We start from the raw sequence: 15996 nt of genomic DNA on the forward strand, positions 1-15996 counted from the left end.
CTCCTGACGGGCCGTGGACTGGATGCTGATCATAAAACAATCGACTCGGACCACGCAAATACCGCCTTACAACAATCGAACCAGGTATTCGGCGGTGTAGAGGGCAAGCCCTGCGAGACCTCCGATTAACATGCCATTGAAACGGATATATTGCAGGTCCTGGCCGACATTGAGCTCGATCACGCCGATCAGCTGGCGCATGTCCCAGGACTTGACCTGGTCAGCGATGAAGCTCGACACTCCGCTCTTCTGCGCGGCGATGAAGCTGCGCAGCACCACGATCAGGCCCTGGTTGATCTCGGCGCGCATGTCGGCGTCGCCCGCGAGCTGGCGCCCCGCCTCCATGAACAGGCGGGACAGATGATGATGCAGCAGCGAGGCGGTGTGCCCTTGCCCTTCGCCGAACATCGCGACCACGTTGGACCACAGGTGCTGCGCCAGCTCGCTGAGTTCCGGCCGCGCCAGCACATCACGCTTGAGCTGCTCGATGCGCTCGGCATAGGCCGGATCGGTTTCCAGGCGGTCGACGAAGGAGCGAACCATGCGGTCGAACTCGCCCCTGAACGGATGCTGCGGATCGGTGCGGACGTCCTCGAAGAACGACGTCGCCGAGGCGACCACCTTGTTGAGCACATATTTTTCGGCGCGGTAGAGCTTGAGCAGGGTCGGCAGCTCGGCGCGGATCTTGTCGCGGATTGCCGTCAGCGTCTCCTGATTGTTCAGCGCCCCGTGCACCGCCACCAATAGATCATCGAGCAGGGCCTGATGCCGGCCGTCCCGAACGAAGCCTCGCAGGGTGCCGGCGGCGAGTGGCGCGAGATCGAGGGCCTGGATCTGGCCGAGAATGCGGCGGGTGAAGAAGGTCTTCAGCCCGGAGTTGTTCACCGCCGACAGCGCCTCGGGCAGGAGATGCAGCACGAAGCGCGCGAGATCGCCGCTGCGCTTGCGGTCGTCGAGCCATTCGGCAACGAAGCGGGCGAAGTCGGTCTGCTGCAGCTTGGCATTGACCGCGTCGTCGCGCAGGAAATGCACCTCGATGAACTCGCCGAGCTTGTCGGCGATGCGCTGCTGGTTGGTCTGGATGATCGCGGTGTGCGGGATCGGCAGGCCGAGCGGCCGGCGGAACAGCGCGACGACCGCATACCAGTCGGCGAGCCCGCCGATGGTGGCCGCCTCAGCGAAGGCGGCGATGAAGCCGAACGCCGGATGCCGGTCGAGGAGCGAGCGGGCGACGACCAGCAGCAGCAGGCAGGCGCCGAGGGCAGCCGTGGCGAGCGCCTTGATGCGGCGCAATTGCGCCGCACGCGCCGCATCACCCGCATCGATCGCCAAGAGCAGACTGTCCGTGGCCGCCATGTCGTCACCTCGCCCAGGGACACAGATAGACCAGATCACACAAAAGCAAAGGCCCGCATGAGCGGGCCTTTGTACACGAGACGCGGTACGAAACTTAGAACGCAGTTACGCAACTTTGTTGAAAGCGACCACCTTCGAAAGGTTGTCCTGGGCGGACTTGGCGCTGTCGGCGAACAGCTTGCCGACATACTCCGACGCCGACTTGGCGCGGGCGACAGCCACTTCACCCTGGGTACGGACGAGGTCAGCCTGGATCTGCACCGCTTCGCTGAACGACTTGGCCGAGGCCAAACGGTCGATGCCGGCGAAGAACGCAGAGGCGTCCTCATAGATCGCCTTCTGGATGCTGCGGCTGATCTTGGCGGTTTCGGTCACCGAGCCGGCGACGGCGGTCTCGATCGCACCCGTCAGCTTGTCGGCGCCGGTGTGGATCTCCGCAGCGCGGTCCTTCGCGGTATTGGCCGAGCGCTTGACGAAATCGCGAGCAGCTTCGGGAACTTCCAGATTCTGAACATTTTTCAGCGCACCGGTCACCGGCGCGAAGGCGTCCTTGAAGGCATTCAGGAAAGAATTGGTTTCGGTGGTCATGACGTTCTCCATCCTCGGTTTGAGCTATGGGCCCACCCCGTCCGTTTGGCCCGGGGTGAGAGTGTTATGCCACAACGAATGCTGCGTCGCAACAATGATATTGCAACGCAACATCACGCATCCGTGATATTGTGGTATTATTTTACTGCATCTGGGAGGCCGTAGGCCTCGAGCTGGGCCCTGACCTGGGCCACGTTGTGCCCGAGCACGACGATGTCATGGGCCTTGCCCGCGAGATCCTTCACATGGTTGCGCAGCAGTGCCTCGCCGCGGAAACCGAGCCCCTCGAAGATGGCGATAGCGCCGGTCTGGTCGACGGTCATCTGCACCACCAGCTTCTCCAGCCCAATCGACAGCGCCAGCGCAAAGGTCTCGTTGGACAGCGCACGACCGACACCAAGGCTGCGGACATCGGTCGAGATCACCATGCGGATCTCGCCGACATGGGGCGACCATGACAGCGGATCGCGCACGATGGTGCCGCAGCCGATCACCGCACCATCCTTGACGGCGAGCAGGCTGATGATCGAGCCACGCTCGATCTCCTTGATCCAGGCCGAGAGCACCTTCGGCTCGCTGATGTTGCGCGGCAGGAACAGGAGGTCGTGCACCGGCAGCCCGCGCGCGAACGCGAGCACCGCGGCCTCGTCCGCCGGCCCCATCAGATGGAATTCGATCGTGCCGCCCTCGGTCTTGACGTGGCGGGGATAGGATCGTGTCTCGGTGCTATTCATACGGATCGCTCGCTCAACCATGAATCGAGTTTAGGCCACAGGCGTTTGACGGCGTTGGCGCCGGCGACGAGGCTGACATGGCCGCCCTTGAGGATGACCTCCTCCTTCTCCGCCGAGCCGATCTTGGCGATCAGGTGACGCGCCGCGTCATAGGGCACGATATGATCGTGCTCGGCGACCGCGTGCAGAAGCGGCACCGTGATTTTCGACAGATCGGCGGGATAACCGCCGACCGTCATCGTTCCCTCGTAGAGCTTGTTGCCCCACATCAGGTCCTTGGTGATCTGCCGAAAATATTCGCCCGCCAGCGGCAGCGTGTCGGTCGCCCAGCGGTCGAACATCCGGTACGACTTGACGTACTCGTCGTTCCAGATGTTTTCCCACAGCTGCACCTGGCTGACGGCACGCGATGCGGGCCGCAGCATCTCGAACGACGACAGGATCAGCTCTGGCGGCACGTTGCCGACACCATCGACGAGTTGGTCGACGTCGAAGTAGCGCTTGTCCGAAAAATTCTGGAACAGCGTCATCTGCCGGAAATCGATCGGCGTGGTGAAACAGACCAGATTCCTGAGCGGTCCTTGCTGGAAGATCGAGGCATAGAGCAACGACAGCACGCCGCCGAAGCAGTAGCCGACGATGTTGATGTCGTCGACACCGGAATCCTCCTGCACGCGGCGCACGCAGTCGGGAATGAAATCGAGGACATAGTCCTCCATCCGCAAATTTTTCTCGTCGGGCCGAGGCGCAGACCAGTCCAGCATATAGACGTCGAAGCCGCGCTTGAGCAGGAACTCGATCAGGCTCTGCCCCGGCACCATGTCGAGGATGTAGCCGCGGTTGGTGGTCGCCATCACGATCAACAGCGGCACACGGTAGATCTCGTCCGCGAGCGGCCGGTAGTGATAGAGGTTCATGGTGCCGCGCGAGGCCAGCACATCCTTCGGCGTGGTGCCGAGCACCGGGGCGGACGAATTGAAGTACTCGACGCCCTTGATGCTGCGCTGGATGGCCCGTTGGACTTCCTGCTGGATACGGCCGGCGATGTCCGGGAAGGTCGGTTGCGCAGTAGCGGTCATGTGGAACCTCCGCCGGTGGCCGAGGGCGGTTGCCGCGTGCGCGGCGGCTTTGGCAACGATCCGAGACCTGCAGGCACAGTCCCGCTGTCACCATGCACGCGCTGCAGCAAAATCTTGATTTCGGCAAGCTGTCCCTCGATCGCCTGCAGCCGTTCGCCCATGTTGACGAGCTGGGCACGGCTCGGCAGGTTCATGCTGGACAGATAGCGTTCCATCAGATCACCCAGCGTTTTTTGCGCGCCGAATGTCGCGCCGCCGGCCTGGTTCATCGCGCGGCTGAACTCACGTGAGCCCATCGCCTGGTTGGCAAAGGCGTTGAAGCCCTTTTCCAGCTCGGCGAGATAGGTCCGCCAGATTTCGGCCGGGTCGTTGCTTTGGTTAGACATCAGGGCTCCCCTCCGCGCCGGGTACGATGGCGCAAGGCCTCGCCCGTGATCTTGTTTTCAGCAGTCTCCCGCAACAGCGCGGTCGCGGTCAAGCGGCCCGTCACGCGCCGACGGAAAACCATGTCTGGCGAATGGCCGCAAATCCGGTCATGCTGCGACAAACAGCTCGGTCATCCAGAGGGCATCATGAACGACAGCATCTCGCAGCGCGAACAGTTCGTCGAAACCAACGGCATCGAGCTGTGCTGCGAGAGTTTTGGCGCCGCCGACGCCGAGCCGCTGGTCCTGATCATGGGCCTCGCGGCGCAAATGACCCATTGGGACGATGAATTCTGTCAGCAGCTCGCGGACCGCGGCTTCCGCGTCATCCGGTTCGACAACCGTGACGTCGGCCGCTCGACGAAGATGACTGCTCACCAACCAGTCGGCGTCCAGGCGGTGATCCAGGCGGAGCTCACGGGACGGCCGATCCCCCCGCCTTACCTGCTGCGCGACATGGCCGAGGACACCATCGGCCTGATGGATGCATTCGGCATTCGCTCAGCCCATGTGGTCGGCGCCTCGATGGGCGGCGCGATCGCGCAGGAGCTTGCCATCAATCATCCTGATCGGCTGCGCTCGCTGACATCGATCATGGCGACCTCGGGCGACCCATCGCTGCCGCCGCCGACACCGGAGGCGATGGCCGTGCTGATGGCGCCACCGCCGAAAACCCACGACGACTACATCACCGCCTTTGCGCGCAACTGGAAGGTGCTGCGCGGCCCGAATTTCCCCGAGGACGAGGCCAAAGATCGCCTGCGCGCGGAACGCAACTATGAACGCGGCCTCAATCCGGCGGGCGTCGCCCGGCAGTTGCACGCGATCATCGCGTCCGGCAGCCGCAAGCCGCGCCTTGGCGCCATCACCGTGCCGACACTGGTGATCCACGGCACGATCGACCCGCTGGTGCCGCCGCAAGCGGGAGAGGACGTCGCAAAGGCCGTGCCCGGCGCGAAGCTCGTCATGATCCCGAACATGGGACACGCGCTGCCGATTCCGCTGTGGCCGCAGATCATCGACGCGATCGTCGATCACGCCAGGGCGGCCGCCGCGACAACGACCGCTGCCCGGCCGTAGGCCGGCTGCTCAGCTTCCCGCCCAGACGTCGAGCACATAGCGATTGTGCATGCCGAGCTGCTCGATCCAGCGCATCGCCTGCTCTTCGGAGGCACCGTTCTTGGCGCGGTGAATCCCGACCAGTGTCGCCTTGACGTCCGGCTCCATCCTGCCGCCGTCGCCGCAGACATAGACGATCGCGCCGCGCTCGATCAGGTTCCAGACGCGGTCCTGCTGTGCGGCGATCAGGTGCTGCACATAGGTCTTCGGTCCCTCGCCACGCGAGAACGCGACATGCAACTCGGTGACGCCATCCGCGGCAAACTGCTGCAGCTCCCCAGCGTAGAGAAAATCCTGATCGGGATGGCGGCAGCCGAAGAACAGCATCGCCGGGCCGAGGTCGTGCCCCTGTGCCTTGCGCGCCGCGCGCTCCTGCAGGAAGCCACGGAACGGCGCCAGCCCGGTGCCGGGACCGACCATGATGATCGGCAGCGACGAATCGTCAGGCAAGCGGAAGCCGGCCTTGGTTTCCTTCACGGTGGCATGGACGGTGTCACCGACACGACGGCCCGCGAGATAGTTCGAGCAGGTGCCTCTGAACGTCCCGCGCCCGGACAGCGCCGGCGCCTCGACCACCGTCGTGGTGATGCTGCAGCGATTGGCGCCGGCCGCCTGCGGTGACGACGAGATCGAATAATAGCGCGGCGACAGCAGCGACAGCATTTCGAGATAAGTGCTGAACGGCAACTCGCAGGCCGGATGCTCGTCCAGGAGATCGAACACCGACTTGCGACGCCCCAAGACCTCGGCGCGGTAGAGCTCGTTGGACGCGGCATCCTCGCCGCAAAGCGCCTGCAGCTTCGGCCGGGTAACCGGGCAGCGGGTGTAGTCGGCCATGGTCTGGATCTGCTTGCGGGTCGCGACCTGCTGCAGCTCGACAAACTCGGTCAATAGCCGCCCGACCGACACCGCCTGCCCGACCGGCAGCTGTGCGCGACGGCCCTCGGCGACATCGAGGCGGATCTGATCTGCCGGCAGGAAACCGAACCGCCTCGCCACACGGTCGACCAGCGCCGGATCGTTGCGCGGCACGACACTGAGATGATCGCCGACGCGGTAGGTCATGCCGGCCGGCAACTCGACCTCGATATGCCGGGTGGAGCGACCAGTCGCATCGCCATGGGTCTGCAGCTCGTCATTGACCATCACCTTCATCGGCACGGCGCCGCCGAGGCTGGCGATGGTGTTGGGGACACTCGCGGCAACCGGCTCGACCCGATAGAGCGGTGCATCGCTCGCCTCGCGCCCGAAGGCCGACTCGACACCGAACTCCTGAGCGGCCAATGCCCGCAGCTGCGCGAACCAGGTTTCGAACTGGCCATCGAGATCGTCACGCGCATCGCCCTCGCCGCGCTGACAGGCGCGGTTGGCCCCGTGGGCCGCGAGACGCTCATCGATCAGGCGCGGAATTGACTGATAGGTCGCCAGCCAGTCGCTGTTGCCACAGCCGAACACGGCGTAGCGGACATTGGCGAAAGCATCCGGCGCGAGGTCTCCGCTGATCCACTTGACGAACTCGGTGGCATTGTCGGGCGGCGCACCATTGTAGGAAGCGCAGACGATGATGACGCCATCGTTGACCGGGAGCCTGCCGACGGCATCGTCGAGCGGCGCCAGGGTGGTGGCAAAGCCATTGACCTCGGCGAGATCGGCGATGCGGTGGGCAATGTCTTCCGCGGTGCCGAGATTCGAGCCGTAGAGGATGGTGAGCGGCGTGTTGTGGCCGGGGCGCGGGCGGCTGGCCGACACCGGTGCAGACGGCGTCACCGCCACGGCGCCGGCGGTCCGCGCCTCGATCGGCGCGCGATCCTGATCGGTGCGCGGCAGCACCCTGATCTTGAGCCCATCAGGCTTGATGGTCAGCGTCTCCTTGAGCTCCATCTGATAGCCGGTATGGTCGACCAGCTTGAAGCGCTGCAGGATCATGCCAAGCGCCAGCGCCGCCTCGTGCATGGCGAAGCCGCGGCCGATGCAGGCACGCTGGCCATTGCCGAACGGCTTCCAGGCGTTGACCGGACGCTTCGCCTCCGCATCACGGCTGAAGTTCTCGGGATCGAACGCATCCGGCGTCGGTCCCCACACGGACGGATCGCGGTGCAGCGCCAGCACCAGAACGGTAACGAAAGTCCCCTTCTTGAGGCGGTACTGGCCGCCGATCACCTCGTCCTGCAGCGGCGACACGCCGAACGCCGGGGCCGGCGGCCACAGCCGCAGGGTCTCCTTCAGGATCTGGGTGATATAGGTGAGCTGGGTGACCTGCTGATAGGTCGGCTTGACGGCCGTATCCGGACCGAGCACCCGGTCGACTTCCTCATAGGCCCGCCGCAGCACCTCCGGATGCTTGAGCATGGCGTAGATCGCACATGACAGCATGCCGCTGGTGGTCTCGTGGCCGGCGATCAGGAAGGTGTTGATCTGGTAGCGGATGTTGACATCGTCGAGGTGCTCGCCAGTGGTCCGGTCGACGCCGCTGACCATTGCAGCGAGCATATCCTTCTTGCCGGCTGCGGCCTCCGCGTTGCGGCGGCGCTCGCGGACAATGTCGTCCACCATGCCGTTCATGAACGCGATGTCCTCGGCCATCTGCTGGGCACGGCCGCGCTTCAGCAGCCCCTCCAGCGGCAGGCCGCGCGTCGCCATCACCGTCTCGAGCGAGCGCACCAGCGCCGCGACATAGGGGTGATAATCCCTGCGATAGAACGAATTGAAGCGGTAGTCGAACCCGCACAAGCCAATGGTGTCGAGCGTCAGCGCAGTCATGTCGTGCACGACGTCGATTTCCTCGTCGGCGTTGAGCCGCTCCCACTTCTTCACGAGCTGATCGGCAATATCGACCATCATCGGATGGTACGATTGCATCGCGCGATTGCCGAACGGCGTCATCAGGATGTTGTGCGCCTTGCTCCAGTTCGGCTCGGTGGTGTCGGCGGTGAACAGGCCGTCGCCGGCGATGGCGCGGATGCGGCGCAGCGCGCCGCGCACCGCCTTGTCGAACCGCTTCTCGTCGCTGAGTTCATCGACCAGCGCCGCGCCGGACACGATCACCATCGGCACGCCCATCATGTCGAGCCAGAAGATCGGCCCGAGCTCCTTGGTCATTCGCACCAGATGCTGGACGGGGGCGGTGGCGTCGATCGACAGCATGTTGCCGACCACCGGCTTTGTCGGTGGATGCGGAATCGGACTCAGTCTGTTCTTGGATGCCATCAGTTGCGCTCCCCCTTGCCCCTGTGGGCCACTCTATAGATCAACCGCTCCGTCGGCGACAATCGCGATGCGGTATCGGCCGCAGCACCTCGCCGCATTGACCGATGCGGACAACGTCCGGTCAGCCGAAGCGACGACGGCGCCATTCTATCAGCTTGGCACTGACCTCCTCGGGCTGCTCCTGCTGGGTCCAGTGACCGCTGTCATGGACCAGGTATTTCTCGAGATCGGGGATGATCGCCTCCATGCCGTCGCAGGCCGATGGCGGCAGCACCGCATCGTTTTCCGCCATGATCATCAGCGCTGGCACATGCACCGTATGATCGATATCAGCCGACCGTCGCCAGTTGCGGCTCATATTGCGATACCAGTTGATACCCCCGGTGAAGCCGGTGCGCGTGAAGGTATCGACGAACACCTGCATTTCCTCCGGTGTGAGGATCGACGGGCGCGGATCCTTCGCCGCATCATACGCCGCGACCATCTGCGGAAAGGCGAGATTGGTCTTGGGCGACGCGCCGACCCCGGCGGTCGGCGCTTCCGCCGCCGGCGGCCGCGGCAGTGGCTTGCGCATGAAAGCCTCGAAAGTCGCCTGCACCCGGCTGCCGAAAACGGCGTCCGGACCATGCCCGGCATCCTGGAACTGGATGATGTACATCTGCTCGCCATAGCGGTGCCGCAGCAGCGCGATCGGATCGGCCGGAGGCCGCGGCGTGTGCGGCGTGTTGATGCCAACGACGCCTGCGACCCGGGCGCGGTGACGCAGCGGCATCTGCCAGACGACGAAGCCACCCCAGTCGTGGCCGACGAAGATCGCCCTCTCGATACCCAGATGATCCAGCAGCCCGACGAGGTCGGCGGTCAACTGCTCGATATCGTAGGCCTCGACAGCGTCCGGGCGGTCGGTCGCACCATAGCCGCGCTGGTCCGGCGCGATCACCCGGATGCCCGCGTCGCTCAGTGCCTTGATCTGATGCCGCCAGGAGAAGGCGAGCTCCGGCCAGCCATGACAGAGCACCATCGGCCAGGGATCGTCCGTCGGCCCGGCGTCGTAAAACCCCATGCGGATGCCGTTGGTAGCGGCGAACTGGAGCGGCGGCATCTGCGTCAGTGCGGGCATGACAGCGACCTGTTGGCGATGAGGAATGAAAGATGACGCGACGCAAGACCGCCGACGGCGCCACAGGACACCGAACGGCTGCGACGGCGCGTGTGACTATTTCGTTGTGCCGGCTGCCGCCGCCGGCTGGGCATAGGCCTCCATCAGCAGATCGAGCTCGCGCGGCAGCATGTCGGCCATCTCCTGGACGTGGGGAATGATATTGGCGCCGGCGATGAAGCCGAAGTCGAGCTGGTCGCGATAGCTCTGCACCGTGATGTTGAGCGCAAGACCATGGGTGGAGATCGATACCGGGAAGATATTCAGCAGCTCGGCGCCGACCGCATAGAGCGTCTGCCGCGGTCCCGGCACATTGGAGATGGTGACGTTGGCGGTCGGTGGCAGCACGTCGGGCAGATTGGAGCGGCTGTAGAGCAGCGCCAGCACCTGCACCAGGATCGGGGCACCCAGCATCGACAGGTTCGACATCTGCGGCACCAGCGCCCGCATCGGATGCGACAGTTCCTTGGACTTGGTCGATTCCGCGATGATGGCCTGCAACCGTTCCTTCGGATCGGCGATATGGGTTGCGATCGAGCAGACCATGCCGAACACCTGGTTGTTGGCGTCGGCGTTGCCCTCCTCGCGCAGCGAGATCGGCACCGCGGCGGTCAGGGAGCGGGACGGCAGCGCACCGCGTTCAAGGAGATAGCGGCGCAGTACGCCGCTCGACAACGCCATCACGACGTCGTTGAGCTTGCCGCCGGCAGCCTTCGCCACCGCCTTGGCCTGTGGCAACGACACCGATACGGCCGCATAGCTGCGCTCCGACGAGATCGACTTGTTGAGGATGGTGGCGGGCGACACCATGCTGGACAGGCTCTCGCGCGACTTCGGGTCCGCGGCTTTCGCCGCCATCTGCGACACGCTCTTGAGCACGGTCGGGATGCTGCCGGCGAAGCGCACGGCATTCTCGATCTGCATCATGGCGTTGTCGAACAGGATCGAGCCGAGGTCGCTCTTGCCGGTGCGCGGCAGTTCGACCGGCTTGAAGCCGGCCGACATGTCGAACGGCTGCGCCCAGATCTGCTGATAGGAATCGAGAAAATCACCGGCGATGTCACGCGCCTCGCGCTCAGGCTTCGCCTGGGGCGGCGCTGGCTCGATTTTGCGCGGCACGGGCGTGATGTCGTAGATGATCGAGGTCAGCGCCGCGCCGGCGCCGCCATCGATCGCGGCATGATGCATCTTGGAGTACAGGCCGATCTCGTTGTCGGCCATGCCCTCGAACACATAGAATTCCCACAGCGGGCGGGCGCGGTTGAGCAGCTTGGCGTGCATCCATCCGACGATGCGCTCCAGTGTGGCGCGGTCGTGCGGCGCGGGAAGGCTGGCACGGAAAATATGGCGGTCGATGTCGAACTGGTCGTCCTCGACCCAGCTCGGATGATCGATGTCGAGCGGGGTCTTGGCAAGACGCGACTTCAGGATCGGCGCGACGTGCAGCCGCTCGACAATCATCGTCTTGAAGTCCTCGAAGAAGCTCCCCCGGTAGTCGTCGGGCAGGCGAAAGATCGCCATGCTGCCGACATGCATCGGCATCTCCGGTGTCTCGAGATAGAGAAACGATGCGTCGAGAGAAGACAGTTTCCTGCCGATGCCGCTCATGGTTTTCCTCCTGCCACACCCGACGCCTGATGGCGTTCTGTTTGCGCCATTCTGGCATCGCGCCAGCGGATGTAAACACACCAGTCACCCCGGCGGGGACCGCCGCATCGCGACAGTCCGATCAAGCCGGTTGGGAGGATCAGCGATGGTTCGGAAAGAACGGCGCGAGCAGTGCGCCAGGTCTGAACGGTGCCCAGGCGCCGGGCCGCTGTGCCAAACGGTCGGCGATCGCCCACAAGGCCGGAGCGTGGAAACCGAGACCGATATGGGTCGTGCGGACCTCGATGTTCTCGCTAAGTGGTCCGTCAGGCTCGAGGCAGGCCTGCCAGGCGACCACGCCGTCGGACCGGGTATAAATGGCGGTCGCCGGGACCGGCAGGGGTTTTGCAAGCTCCGCCACCCGTGCCGCATTGACGCTGGTTGCAGGCTGCCCGGTCAGCAGCCGCCAGAGGGTTCGGACATTGTTGGCGCCCGGCGCGGCAAACGGGCTGCCGAGCGTGACCACCGTCCGTACCCGGGACGGCATCTCCCGCGCGGCCTCCCGCGCCAGGATGCCACCCAGGCTCCAGCCCACCAGGCTGACCGGAGCGCCGGATGTCACAAACATCTGGTCGACCTGCCGGACGATCGCCGGGATTTCGATCTGGGGAAGCCGAACATTGCGCCCGCGGCCCCAGCCATGGACATCATGGCCGAGCGAGGCGAGGAAGCCGCGGAGTGCGAAGGTGGAGCGATCACTGGCGCCAAGACCCGGCAGCACCAGCACGGCATGCGGCGTGCCACGCGGCGCCATGCTCAGGAACGGCGCCGCCGCGGCAAGGGCCGGAAGATCAAAAAGCCCGCATCCCTCCAGCGCGAGCTTCAGCCGCGAGGGCGCCTGGATGGCGTCCGCGCGGGCTGCGGAGGGCGAAGTCATCGTCGGCCTCCTCAAGTCTGGCATCAAACGTCAGGTCGGCGGCACGGCAGTGCCTGACGATGTCGTCCGCCAGCATCGGCGTCACCTCGGCCGGAAAGTCATGCCCCATGCCGGGAATGATCTTGAGCTTTGCGCCGCTGACATGCGCCGCGGTATCGATGCCGCCTTCAACCGGAACCAGCGGATCATCGGCACCATGGAGCACGAGGGTCGGCGTGGTGATCGTCCGCAGCAGATCGACCCGGCTGCCGCTGGCCATGATCGCGGCGAGCTGGCGCACAGCACCAAGCGGATAATAGGAGCGGTCGACCGCGGCCTCGACCTTCTGCCTGAGCACGTCGAGCGGTGTCGGATAGGCCGGGCTGCTGATCACCTTGGACAACCGCATGCCATAGCGGATGAGCTGCTCGCGGTTCTCCGCCTTCGGACGCCGCCCGAGCATCACTGCGTTCACCTTGCGCCGGGAACGTGGCAGCTTCGGATTGCCGCTCGACGACATGATCGACACCAGGCTGCGGGTCCGCTCCGGATAGCGCGCGGCGACGATCTGCGCGATCATGCCGCCCATGGATGCACCAACGATGTGGGCGGTTTCGATGTCGAGCGCATCGAGCAGACCGACCGCGTCCGCTGCCATGTCATCGAGGGTATAGGGCGCCTTGATCTTGCGGCCGAGCACGGTCTTGAACACCACGCTGGCGAGACGCATCCGCGGCGCGTCAACCAGCTTGGTGGAGAGCCCGATATCACGGTTGTCGAACCGCACCACACGAAATCCCGCGGCAGCCAGCTGGTTGCAGAAGTCTTCCGGCCACGCGATCATCTGCGTGCCGAGCCCCATGATCAGCAGCACCACCGGCCCGGATGCCGGACCGCGCTCGTCATAAGCCAGCTCTAGCCCGTCGACGGACGCAAACTCGACCACCTCTGTCACAATTCCCGATCCTTCAGTTCCCGCGCCCGTGGCGGCGACCTCGCGCGCCCGCCTGTCGGTGCCTCCTGGACATTCATCAGCCGCCCGACCGGGAGCGACTGTCAAAAACTTGTCATAAAAGTTGAATGTGCCAGAGATCGGGCGGCGATGCCAGAAAAGATCGCGCGCTGCGGCGAGATAACACGCATGTCATCGTCCGCGGCGAGAAACCCGCCGGCGGCGCACGGCGCCTCCCGGCGCCACAAGATCGGTTGTCACAAATCGATCAGGCGGTTGTCGCGAGCCCGCCGTCGACCGGAATCACGGCGCCGCAGACAAAGGCGCTGGCACGCGAGGCGAGATAGAGCGCGATGCCGGCCATGTCGTCAGGCTGCCCCATGCGCTTCAGCGGCGTGCCAGCCAGCGTCTCACGATTGTCCTCGTCGGAAATGCCGGCGGTCATCTTCGAGGGGAAGTAGCCCGGCGCAATGCCATTCACCGCGATATGCTTCGGCGCCAGGAACTTGGCCATGAGCCGCGTCAGATGGTTCACGCCCGCCTTGGAGGCGGCATAGGAATAGGCCTCGAGATGCGTGGTGCGGATGCCCTCGATGGAACCGATGTTGATGACACGGGCATAGAAGTCCGGCGAGCCCGCCGCCTCCAGCAACGGCAGCAGCCGCTGGGTGAGGAAGAACACCGACTTGACGTTGAGGTCCATCACCTTGTCCCAGCCGCTTTCCGGGAACTCGGCGAAGCTCGCGCCCCAAGAGGCGCCGGCATTGTTGACGAGGATGTCGAGGCGCTTTTCCCGCTTCGCCAGTTCGGCCGCAAGATGCGCGACGCCGTCCATGGTCGAGATATCGGCGGGAATGGAGATGCATTCGCCGAACTGCGACAGCTCCTTCGCCAGCGCATCACAGGCCTCGGCCTTGCGCGCGCTGATATAGACCCTGGCGCCGTTCTCCACATAGGCGCGCGCGATCATCTCGCCGATGCCGCGGCTGCCGCCGGTGACCAGAGCGATCCGGCCACGCACCGAGAACAGATCTTCCACCTTCATGTCGCTCTCCTCCCTCGCCGCTTGCCGCGGCCTGATTATGCGGGCTGCGCCAGCAGCTCTTCGATCTGCGCCGTCAGCGCCTGTGGCGCCGTGGTCGGCGCGTGACGCGCCACCACCTGCCCACGCCGGTCGACCAGAAACTTGGTGAAATTCCACTTGATCGCCTGCGAGCCCAGCAGCCCCGGCCGCGCCGCCTTCAGGTGCTCATAGAGCGGATGGGCGCCTTGGCCGTTGACTTCGATCTTGGCGAACAACGGAAAGCTGACTTGATAGTTGCTCGAGCAGAAGCTCGCGATGTCCTCGGCAGAGCCCGGCTCCTGGCGACCGAACTGGTTGCAGGGAAAACCCAGCACGGCAAAGCCGCGCGGCGCATGGGTGCGATACAAAGCCTCGAGGCCGTCATATTGTGGCGTGAAGCCACACTGGCTGGCCGTATTGACGATCAGCAGCACCTGGCCCGCAAACCGCTGCAGCGGCGTCTCCTCGCCGGCGAGCGTGCGCGCGGAAAAATCGTAAACACTGGCCATGGGCAGCTCCGTCACCACGCCATCCCATGTAAAGCAAGCGGACGGCGCGTCAACACTGACGGGCGTTTAAAACACCTGTCAGGACCAGTTCAAAACAGCCCCTGAAATTCCCGTGAGCCCTGAGCGCCCTGGGCGCTGTCCATACGGGCATTCATCACCGCGAACAGCTTGGCCACCGTGTTGTGGCGCACCGCCACTGGGTTGCGCTCATAACCGCCGCGCTGGAAGAAATTCGAGGTCGGCACCACCTCGCGCAGGCTTTGCGGCATGGTCACCATGTCAAGGCCGGTGCCATCGCCCGTCAGGTTCATCATCTCGAGCTCGGCTGCGGCCAGCGGTCGGCTCACTCCCTTCGTGCGCGCGAAGATCACCGAGGTCATGAGCTTGTGGGTCTGCAGCAGCGGGCCGACGTCGATGTCGAGCACCATCGCATGCACGCCCCAGCCCTGCTCGGTGTTGGCGAGCTTCTCGTGCTGGTTCCAGTCGTCCGGCACGGTCTGACAGAATGCCACCATGCGCCGGAGCACCGCGATCTTGTGGTCCATCGCCTTGCGCGGCGGGCCGGTCAGGGTGCGGGCGCGCTCGCCCAGCACCTTGATGAAATGATCGCCACGCTCGGCCAGCAGTTCCACCGTGTTGGTGGTGAGCAGCTGGTTGTAGCCGATCGCCGTGGAGATGGCGCGGCCGCCAGGCTTGCCGGACGCGAAACCGGACTGCATGTCATAGTGGCCGTTGCCGCCGGTCTCGAATGCATAGACGCGGACAATCTGGTCGCGCGACAGGCCCTCCGCCGTGGCGGTGCGCGCATAGGCCCGCTTGAAGTCGATCTCGGCCGCGGGACGCTGCGGCGAGAACTGAAAGTGCTGTGCCGCCGCCCGCAGGAAGTCGGCGACGACGGGAATGTATTTCGGCGGCCGGGTTTCCTTCTCCGGCTCCGGCTCGGGCTCCGGATTCACCGGCCGCTTCGGCCCGCTGTAGACCGGCGGCTGCTCGAGCATGTAGTCATCGGCGGTGACCTCGACACGGTCGCGCCGCTTGGCGTTGCGCGTCTTGCGCTTCTCGGACACCGCGCTCCAGTAGGCAGACGCTTCCTCGTCGAACGCCGCCCGCGCCTCTTTGTACTCAGCAAGGCGGCGTTTGTACTCGGCCATCGCCGGCGAGGTAAAGAACTGCGCGAGCGTGATCTGGTCGTCGACGGCTGCTGCGCCGAGCGGCAGTGCCTGCGACGGAACCGGCAGCGCAGCCGCCAGCACGGCGCCGCCACAGAGCATCAGCGCATGTCGCCGATGGGGCTGCGGGTCA

General features: G+C 64.9%; 14 protein-coding genes. 1 reads left to right on the forward strand and 13 read right to left on the reverse strand.

The window, feature by feature from the left end; genetic code table 11:
- Window positions 1-66 precede the first annotated feature (66 nt).
- From AB4Z37_RS01885 to AB4Z37_RS01905, 5 genes are all read right to left on the reverse strand, one after another.
- On the reverse strand, window positions 67-1356 hold the full coding sequence (locus tag AB4Z37_RS01885; RefSeq protein WP_441514974.1) for a DUF445 domain-containing protein: 1290 nt from the start codon (window positions 1354-1356) through the stop codon (window positions 67-69).
- A gap of 105 nt (window positions 1357-1461) precedes the next feature.
- Window positions 1462-1944 (reverse strand): phasin, encoded by a 483-nt coding sequence (locus AB4Z37_RS01890; protein WP_441514975.1) that lies wholly within the window; start codon window positions 1942-1944, stop codon window positions 1462-1464.
- A gap of 137 nt (window positions 1945-2081) precedes the next feature.
- Window positions 2082-2678 carry a GNAT family N-acetyltransferase gene (locus tag AB4Z37_RS01895; protein WP_441514976.1) on the reverse strand — a complete coding sequence of 199 codons (597 nt, stop codon included), beginning with the start codon at window positions 2676-2678 and terminating at the stop codon, window positions 2082-2084.
- Window positions 2675-3757: a PHA/PHB synthase family protein gene (locus tag AB4Z37_RS01900; protein WP_441514977.1), complete on the reverse strand. Its 1083-nt coding sequence runs from the start codon at window positions 3755-3757 to the stop codon at window positions 2675-2677. Before AB4Z37_RS01900 ends, AB4Z37_RS01895 begins: the two co-directional genes overlap by 4 nt.
- Complete coding sequence (locus AB4Z37_RS01905; protein WP_441514978.1) at window positions 3754-4143, reverse strand: hypothetical protein; 390 nt, start codon at window positions 4141-4143, stop codon at window positions 3754-3756. The genes AB4Z37_RS01900 and AB4Z37_RS01905 overlap by 4 nt, the downstream gene beginning before the upstream one ends.
- 186 nt (window positions 4144-4329) lie before the next feature.
- On the opposite strand from AB4Z37_RS01905, the gene AB4Z37_RS01910 reads away from it, so the two are divergent.
- Window positions 4330-5262: an alpha/beta fold hydrolase gene (locus AB4Z37_RS01910; RefSeq protein WP_441514979.1), complete on the forward strand. Its 933-nt coding sequence runs from the start codon at window positions 4330-4332 to the stop codon at window positions 5260-5262.
- A gap of 9 nt (window positions 5263-5271) precedes the next feature.
- Here the strand turns inward: AB4Z37_RS01910 and AB4Z37_RS01915 are convergent, their stop codons facing one another.
- From AB4Z37_RS01915 to AB4Z37_RS01950, 8 genes are all read right to left on the reverse strand, one after another.
- On the reverse strand, window positions 5272-8508 hold the full coding sequence (locus AB4Z37_RS01915) for a bifunctional cytochrome P450/NADPH--P450 reductase (protein ID WP_441514980.1): 3237 nt from the start codon (window positions 8506-8508) through the stop codon (window positions 5272-5274).
- Window positions 8509-8629: 121 nt separating this feature from the next.
- On the reverse strand, window positions 8630-9628 hold the full coding sequence (locus tag AB4Z37_RS01920; protein WP_441514981.1) for an alpha/beta fold hydrolase: 999 nt from the start codon (window positions 9626-9628) through the stop codon (window positions 8630-8632).
- Between the two features lie 96 nt (window positions 9629-9724).
- Complete coding sequence (locus AB4Z37_RS01925; RefSeq protein WP_441514982.1) at window positions 9725-11275, reverse strand: wax ester/triacylglycerol synthase family O-acyltransferase; 1551 nt, start codon at window positions 11273-11275, stop codon at window positions 9725-9727.
- Window positions 11276-11414: 139 nt separating this feature from the next.
- The gene (locus AB4Z37_RS01930; protein WP_441514983.1) at window positions 11415-12191 is read right to left on the reverse strand and encodes an esterase/lipase family protein; all 777 of its coding nucleotides are present in this window, start codon (window positions 12189-12191) and stop codon (window positions 11415-11417) included.
- The gene (locus AB4Z37_RS01935; RefSeq protein ID WP_441514984.1) at window positions 12106-13125 is read right to left on the reverse strand and encodes an alpha/beta fold hydrolase; all 1020 of its coding nucleotides are present in this window, start codon (window positions 13123-13125) and stop codon (window positions 12106-12108) included. Before AB4Z37_RS01935 ends, AB4Z37_RS01930 begins: the two co-directional genes overlap by 86 nt.
- A 265-nt stretch (window positions 13126-13390) precedes the next feature.
- Window positions 13391-14167, reverse strand: coding sequence for an SDR family oxidoreductase (locus AB4Z37_RS01940; protein WP_441514985.1), 777 nt, complete (start codon window positions 14165-14167; stop codon window positions 13391-13393).
- A 35-nt stretch (window positions 14168-14202) separates the two neighbouring features.
- Window positions 14203-14694, reverse strand: a complete 492-nt coding sequence (locus AB4Z37_RS01945) for a glutathione peroxidase (protein ID WP_441514986.1) — start codon at window positions 14692-14694, stop codon at window positions 14203-14205.
- A gap of 89 nt (window positions 14695-14783) precedes the next feature.
- A complete protein-coding gene (locus AB4Z37_RS01950; RefSeq protein WP_441514987.1) occupies window positions 14784-15965 on the reverse strand; it encodes a hypothetical protein in 1182 nt (393 codons plus the stop codon).
- Between the last annotated feature and the right edge of the window lie 31 nt (window positions 15966-15996).

It is taken from the genome of Bradyrhizobium sp. 2TAF24 (genome assembly GCF_052115025.1).
Lineage (GTDB): Bacteria > Pseudomonadota > Alphaproteobacteria > Rhizobiales > Xanthobacteraceae > Bradyrhizobium_A.

Coding starts and splice junctions, on each gene's coding strand:
- AB4Z37_RS01885 (WP_441514974.1), bottom strand. CDS start 1,356: ATGGCGGCCACGGACAGTCTGCTCTTGGCGATCGATGCGGGTGATGCG.
- AB4Z37_RS01890 (WP_441514975.1), bottom strand. CDS start 1,944: ATGACCACCGAAACCAATTCTTTCCTGAATGCCTTCAAGGACGCCTTC.
- AB4Z37_RS01895 (WP_441514976.1), bottom strand. CDS start 2,678: ATGAATAGCACCGAGACACGATCCTATCCCCGCCACGTCAAGACCGAG.
- AB4Z37_RS01900 (WP_441514977.1), bottom strand. CDS start 3,757: ATGACCGCTACTGCGCAACCGACCTTCCCGGACATCGCCGGCCGTATC.
- AB4Z37_RS01905 (WP_441514978.1), bottom strand. CDS start 4,143: ATGTCTAACCAAAGCAACGACCCGGCCGAAATCTGGCGGACCTATCTC.
- AB4Z37_RS01910 (WP_441514979.1), top strand. CDS start 4,330: ATGAACGACAGCATCTCGCAGCGCGAACAGTTCGTCGAAACCAACGGC.
- AB4Z37_RS01915 (WP_441514980.1), bottom strand. CDS start 8,508: ATGGCATCCAAGAACAGACTGAGTCCGATTCCGCATCCACCGACAAAG.
- AB4Z37_RS01920 (WP_441514981.1), bottom strand. CDS start 9,628: ATGCCCGCACTGACGCAGATGCCGCCGCTCCAGTTCGCCGCTACCAAC.
- AB4Z37_RS01925 (WP_441514982.1), bottom strand. CDS start 11,275: ATGAGCGGCATCGGCAGGAAACTGTCTTCTCTCGACGCATCGTTTCTC.
- AB4Z37_RS01930 (WP_441514983.1), bottom strand. CDS start 12,191: ATGACTTCGCCCTCCGCAGCCCGCGCGGACGCCATCCAGGCGCCCTCG.
- AB4Z37_RS01940 (WP_441514985.1), bottom strand. CDS start 14,167: ATGAAGGTGGAAGATCTGTTCTCGGTGCGTGGCCGGATCGCTCTGGTC.
- AB4Z37_RS01945 (WP_441514986.1), bottom strand. CDS start 14,694: ATGGCCAGTGTTTACGATTTTTCCGCGCGCACGCTCGCCGGCGAGGAG.
- AB4Z37_RS01950 (WP_441514987.1), bottom strand. CDS start 15,965: ATGCTCTGTGGCGGCGCCGTGCTGGCGGCTGCGCTGCCGGTTCCGTCG.